Genomic DNA, 4,778 nt, shown 5'->3' with positions numbered 1-4,778 from the left:
CCTGGGCTGCGCGCTGGCGCTGTCCGCGCTCGCCGCCTGCGCGCCGACCGCGACTGCCCCCCTGCCTCCGACGCCGGTGGCGGCGGGGCCCGCGATCAGCATCAAGTCCGAGCCCGCCTTCCTCGACTCCGCTGCGCCGGGCCCGATGAAGATCGGCCGCTTCACGTTCGTGGGCGGCCTGCAGCTCACATCGGCGGACACGGCGCGGCTGCACGGCCTGTCGGATATCCGCGTCACCGTCGACGGCCACACGACGATCGTCAGTGACGAGGGCGACCTCTTGCAGGGGCGTCTGGTGCTGGACGCGCAAGGCAAACCCGTCAGCATCGCCGACGCCCGTCTCACCGGCCTGCTGGGCCTCGACGGCGCGCCCCTGCAGGGCAAGGAGCAGTCCGACTCCGAGGGCCTGGCGCTTCTGGCGGACGGCTCGCGCCTGATCAGCTTCGAGCTGAACGACCGTATCTGGCGCTACCCGGCCGGCGATGGCCTGCCCACACGCGCGCCGTCACCCGAGGCGACCTTCCCCCGCAACGCCGGCATGGAGGCCCTGGCCGAGGATCCGGCCAATGGCCCTGACGCCTATCTGGTGGGTGGCGAAGATGGAGGCGAGGTCTGGCGTTGCCGCCTCTCCGGCGCCTGTGCATCGGCCCATGTGATCGAGAAGCCCGCAGAGTTCGGCCTGGTGGCCGCCGCGCCTCTGCCGGCTGGGCGCTGGGCGTTCATGTTGCGCGCCTACGATCCGATCCGTGGCGTGCGGATCGTCATCACGATTCGCGATGCTGCGTGGGCCGAGGTCGACCGCCTGGAGCTCGCGCGACCGCTCAACCTGGACAATTTCGAAGGCTTGGCCGCCGTGCCCGCGGCCGATGGAATCGTGCGTTTGTATCTGATTTCCGACGATAATTTCTCCAACGCCCAGCGAACCTACCTGTTCGCGTTCGACTGGACGGCAAAAAACTGACTGAGGGAGCCCCGAGGATGAGCCGCACTGAAGTTTCTATTCCGATGCCCGAAGGAAGCGCCCGCGCATTTGTCTTCACCCCAGACCAGGGCGACGGACCCTGGCCAACGGCCGTGATCTTCATGGATGCGCCGGCGATCCGGCCCTCGCTGTTCGAGATGGGCGAACGGCTGGCCTCGCACGGCTATTATGTGCTGTTGCCGGACATGTTCTGGCGGCTCGGTCCGTACGAACCGATCGACCTGCAGGCGGTGTTCCGTGATGAGGCCGTCCGCCGCGAGGTGTTCGGCAAGATGACCGGCTCCACCAATCCGCAGAAGGCGGTGGCCGACATGGCGGTGTGGTTCGACTGGCTGGACAAGCAGCCCAAGGCCAAGGCCGACAAGATCGGCGTCACCGGATACTGCATGGGCGGCGGGCTTGCGCTGCGGGCGGCAGGGAATTTCCCCGACCGCGTGGTGGCGGCCGGCGCGTTCCACCCCGGCAACGTGGCCACCGACGCACCTGACAGTCCGCATCTGCTGGCGCCAAAAACCAAGGCCAAGTTGCTGGTGGGCGGCGCAGACCAGGACGCGGGCTTCGACGAGGCGCAGAAGGACCGACTGGACAAGGCGTTCCGCGAGGCCGGCGTCGAGGCCGAGGTCGGCATCTGGGCGGGCGCCAGGCATGGCTACGTGCCCACCGACATGCCGGTCTACAATAAGGACGCCGCCGAACGACATTGGCGCGAGCTGATCGCGCTGTTCGATTCGAAGCTGAAGTAGGCAAACGAAAGAGGCCGGCCCTTGTGGGGCCGGCCTCTTGTCATCGTCCGATCGGTTCGGATCAGGCGGCGGCGGGCTGTTCGGCGAGCTTCGCCTTGAGCTGGCGCTTGATCTTCAGCGCGCGCGGCGAGAGCGCCTCATCGCGGGCCTTCAGCAGGAACACGTCGAGGCCGCCGCGGAAGTCCAGCGTGCGCAGCGCCGCATTGCTGATACGCAGGCGGAAGCTCTGGCCCAAGGCGTCGGACTGCAGAGTCGCGGGCGACAGCGCCGGCAGGAAGCGGCGCTTGGTCTTGATGTTCGAGTGGCTGACGTTGTGTCCGACCATCGGACCAACGCCAGTGAGTTCGCAACGGCGCGACATGGTGAGAACCTTCGCGAGGACAGGGATAGCGTAGACAAGGCCCACGCGGGAGCCGGCGATATAGAGGAAGCTTTCGCCGCCCGTCAAGGCGAAGCGGCGGCATAGGGCGCGCAACCCGAAACGCGATTGTGGTTCGGCGCGCTGCAGCTACAATAGCTGGTAGGGAACAAATGCCGAATCGGACTGAGTCGCTGATTCGGTCCTGATTCGTTTCGCGCGTGTTCTGCACGGCTCAGCTTGCGCGTTAATCTGTCAGCGCAGACGCCCTGAAGCCCGCAGCAGGAAGCCCAGGATCTCCGCCACCGCGAGGTATAGCGGCTCCGGAATCTCCTCCTCCAGCTCGACCCGCGAAAGCGCCTCGGCCAAGGCCGGATTGTGCTCCATCGGCACGCCGTGGGCCGCTGCGGTCTCCAGGATACGCTCGCCGACCAGGCCCCTGCCCTTCGCGATCACGCGCGGCGCGCCCTTGCCCTCGTAGCGCAGGGCGACCGCGAGGGCGCGTTTCGGTTCGAGGCTCATGAGGATCGATCCACCAGCACGCCGGCGGCCGGCGGCGGCGGGCGATGCGGCGCGCCCGAATAGACCGCGACATGGGCTGCGAAGGCGGCATCCTGCAGCGCCAGCCTGAGCAGGCTCGATTGCTCACGAAGCTGCTCGGCGCAGGCGTCACGTTCAGCCCACAAGGTGACCGCGGCACGGCCGTCGGCGCCCAGCACCACCTGCGCGTGGACCGGGCCCAGCGGCTCGACATCCAACGAGAAACGGACCCGCCAGGCTGGCGCGACCTGCTCGCCGGCTCCGCCGCCCGCCATGTCGTGGGCGATCTCGAACTGGGCGATGGCGGCGCCCTGGGGCGTGGCGAACGGGATCTCAAGCAACCAACGCGGTCCAAGCGACTCTTGGGGGCGCTCGGCGCCGCGCGCTTCTGGGAGCGAGGCCAGTTGATGCAGCTCCTGGCGCGCGATGGCGGCGCGCGTCTCCGCCGTCAGCCGCCCTGCGAGGGCTTCGGCAGGCGCGTCGGCCGCAATGCTGGGTTCGGCCGGCGGTTGAGCGGCGGTTGGCGCTCCACGATAGGGCGGCGGCGGCGCGATGAACGCACGGGCGCCGTCAACCGCCGGTTGGGCCCCCGGTTGGACCGCAGGGTGCTCCTGGCGCGGCGCGTCCGCCTCGGGCGGTTCCCACTGCTCAAGCTCGTGACCGACAGCGAGCAGAGCGGCCTTGATATCGGTCGGCGGCGGCGCGGGCGATCCCGGCGGCGCAGCCCTTCCCCCGGCGGGCGCCGCGGCAAGGTCGGCTTCCATGAACAGGCCGGAGGTTTGCACCGCCCGGCGGATGTCGTCCGCGCCCAGCGCCGGATGCAGGGGCGTGCGCAGCGCCAGTAGGTCGGCGATCGCGGTGCGGGCCGCCGCCGGCAGGTCGCTTCGGCGCAGCGCCTGGCCGAGGTCGGCGAACAGTTGCGACAGGCCGCCCTGACTGGAGGCGGCCGATTCCAGGGCCGCACGTACTGCGGCCACCAGCGGATCGGGCCGCGCGGCCAGGGTGGGCGGCGTAGGCGGTGTGTCGCGCAGCATCCCGTCCAGGGCCGCGGAGATACGGGCCTGCGGGTCGCCTGGGGTCAGCGGTGTGATCGGCGCGACGGTCACGGCGAATGGCGCCTCGTCATTGCGATGGGACTCCAACTTAGCGCCGGCTTCATGAAGCCGACTTTAAAGCGGCGGCCGTGCCATCCTATTGCTAAGCCTGATGATATTCCATATAACTGACTGGTCAGTAATCAATGGGATCCGCGCGGTGCAGGCAGGCGAACCGAAATTCCGCCGACGCAAGGCCGAGCGTCCGCGCGAGATCGCGGCCGCGGCGCTCGAAGTGTTTGCTGAAAAGGGTTTTGCGGCGGCCAGGCTGGAGGATGTCGCCGCCCGGGCGCGGGTCTCCAAGGGCGCGCTGTACCTCTACTTCGAGACGAAGGAAGACATCTTCCGCGCCGTGGTCGAACAGGCTGTGGCGCCGGACATCGCACGGATAGCGGCCCTGATGGCGGCCCATCCCGGCCCCTTCCCTGACCTGCTGCGCGCCATCGTCGAGCGGTTGGTGCAAGTGGTCGGCGGCGCGCACGTGGGAGGGGTGGCCAAGATGGTCATCTCCGAGGCCCGCAACTTCCCCGAACTCGCCCGCGTCTGGCACGACCAGCTGGTCTCGGTGGCGCTGGGGGCGCTGTCGGGGGCCGTCGCCGCGGCCCAGGCGCGTGGAGAGGTGCGGGCCGGCGATCCGCGCGCCTACGCCCTGCAGATCATCGCCCCGATGCTGGTGGGCGTGATCTGGCGCGAAACCTTCGTTCCCGTCGGCGCTGCGCCGTTCGATCTGCCCGCCCTCGCCCGTCAGCACGTCGCCACCCTGTTGGGCGGACTGAGCCTGGAGGCCGCATGAAGCTCTCTCGCCCGCTGGTCGCCGTCCTGTTGCTGGCGGCCGCGGCGATCGTCGCGGTGTTGGTGTTCGCGCCCCGCCTGACCCGCGCCCACACCCTGTCCGGTTACGTCGAGGGGGAGCCGCTGTACCTGGCCTCGCCGGTGTCGGGAACGGTGCAGGAGGTGCGCGTGTCGCGCGGCGACGAGGTCGCGGCCGGCCAACCCCTGTTCGTCGTCGACCCGCGCCAGCTACGCGCCCAGCGCGATCAGGCCGCCGCCGACCTCGCCGC

The 4,778-nt window shown here is 69.5% G+C and carries 7 protein-coding genes; 4 read left to right on the top strand and 3 right to left on the bottom strand.

Annotation, left to right across the window (positions count from 1 at the left end):
• Positions 1-961, top strand: a 961-nt coding sequence (locus tag Q8M88_RS17165) for an esterase-like activity of phytase family protein (RefSeq protein WP_371132755.1), incomplete at its 5' end; no start/stop codon positions are given.
• Between the two features lie 17 nt (positions 962-978).
• On the top strand, positions 979-1,725 hold the full coding sequence (locus Q8M88_RS17160; protein ID WP_305598369.1) for a dienelactone hydrolase family protein: 747 nt from the start codon (positions 979-981) through the stop codon (positions 1,723-1,725).
• A gap of 61 nt (positions 1,726-1,786) precedes the next feature.
• On the opposite strand, the gene rpmB is transcribed toward Q8M88_RS17160, so the two are convergent.
• From rpmB to Q8M88_RS17145, 3 genes are all read right to left on the bottom strand, one after another.
• Positions 1,787-2,086: a 50S ribosomal protein L28 gene (rpmB, locus tag Q8M88_RS17155; RefSeq protein WP_305598368.1), complete on the bottom strand. Its 300-nt coding sequence runs from the start codon at positions 2,084-2,086 to the stop codon at positions 1,787-1,789.
• A 252-nt stretch (positions 2,087-2,338) separates the two neighbouring features.
• A complete protein-coding gene (locus tag Q8M88_RS17150) occupies positions 2,339-2,605 on the bottom strand; it encodes an EscU/YscU/HrcU family type III secretion system export apparatus switch protein (protein ID WP_305598367.1) in 267 nt (88 codons plus the stop codon).
• Positions 2,602-3,729: a flagellar hook-length control protein FliK gene (locus tag Q8M88_RS17145; RefSeq protein ID WP_305598366.1), complete on the bottom strand. Its 1,128-nt coding sequence runs from the start codon at positions 3,727-3,729 to the stop codon at positions 2,602-2,604. The genes Q8M88_RS17150 and Q8M88_RS17145 overlap by 4 nt, the downstream gene beginning before the upstream one ends.
• Before the next feature lie 148 nt (positions 3,730-3,877).
• On the opposite strand from Q8M88_RS17145, the gene Q8M88_RS17140 reads away from it, so the two are divergent.
• The gene (locus tag Q8M88_RS17140) at positions 3,878-4,510 is read left to right on the top strand and encodes a TetR/AcrR family transcriptional regulator (protein ID WP_305598365.1); all 633 of its coding nucleotides are present in this window, start codon (positions 3,878-3,880) and stop codon (positions 4,508-4,510) included.
• A partial coding sequence (locus Q8M88_RS17135; protein WP_305598364.1) for a biotin/lipoyl-binding protein occupies positions 4,507-4,778 on the top strand: 272 nt, incomplete at its 3' end. The genes Q8M88_RS17140 and Q8M88_RS17135, both read left to right, overlap by 4 nt.

Origin of the sequence: Phenylobacterium sp. (assembly GCF_030693805.1) — a bacterium.
Taxonomy (GTDB): Bacteria; Pseudomonadota; Alphaproteobacteria; order Caulobacterales; family Caulobacteraceae; genus Phenylobacterium.
This window is presented reverse-complemented; position numbering and strand designations above follow the sequence as displayed.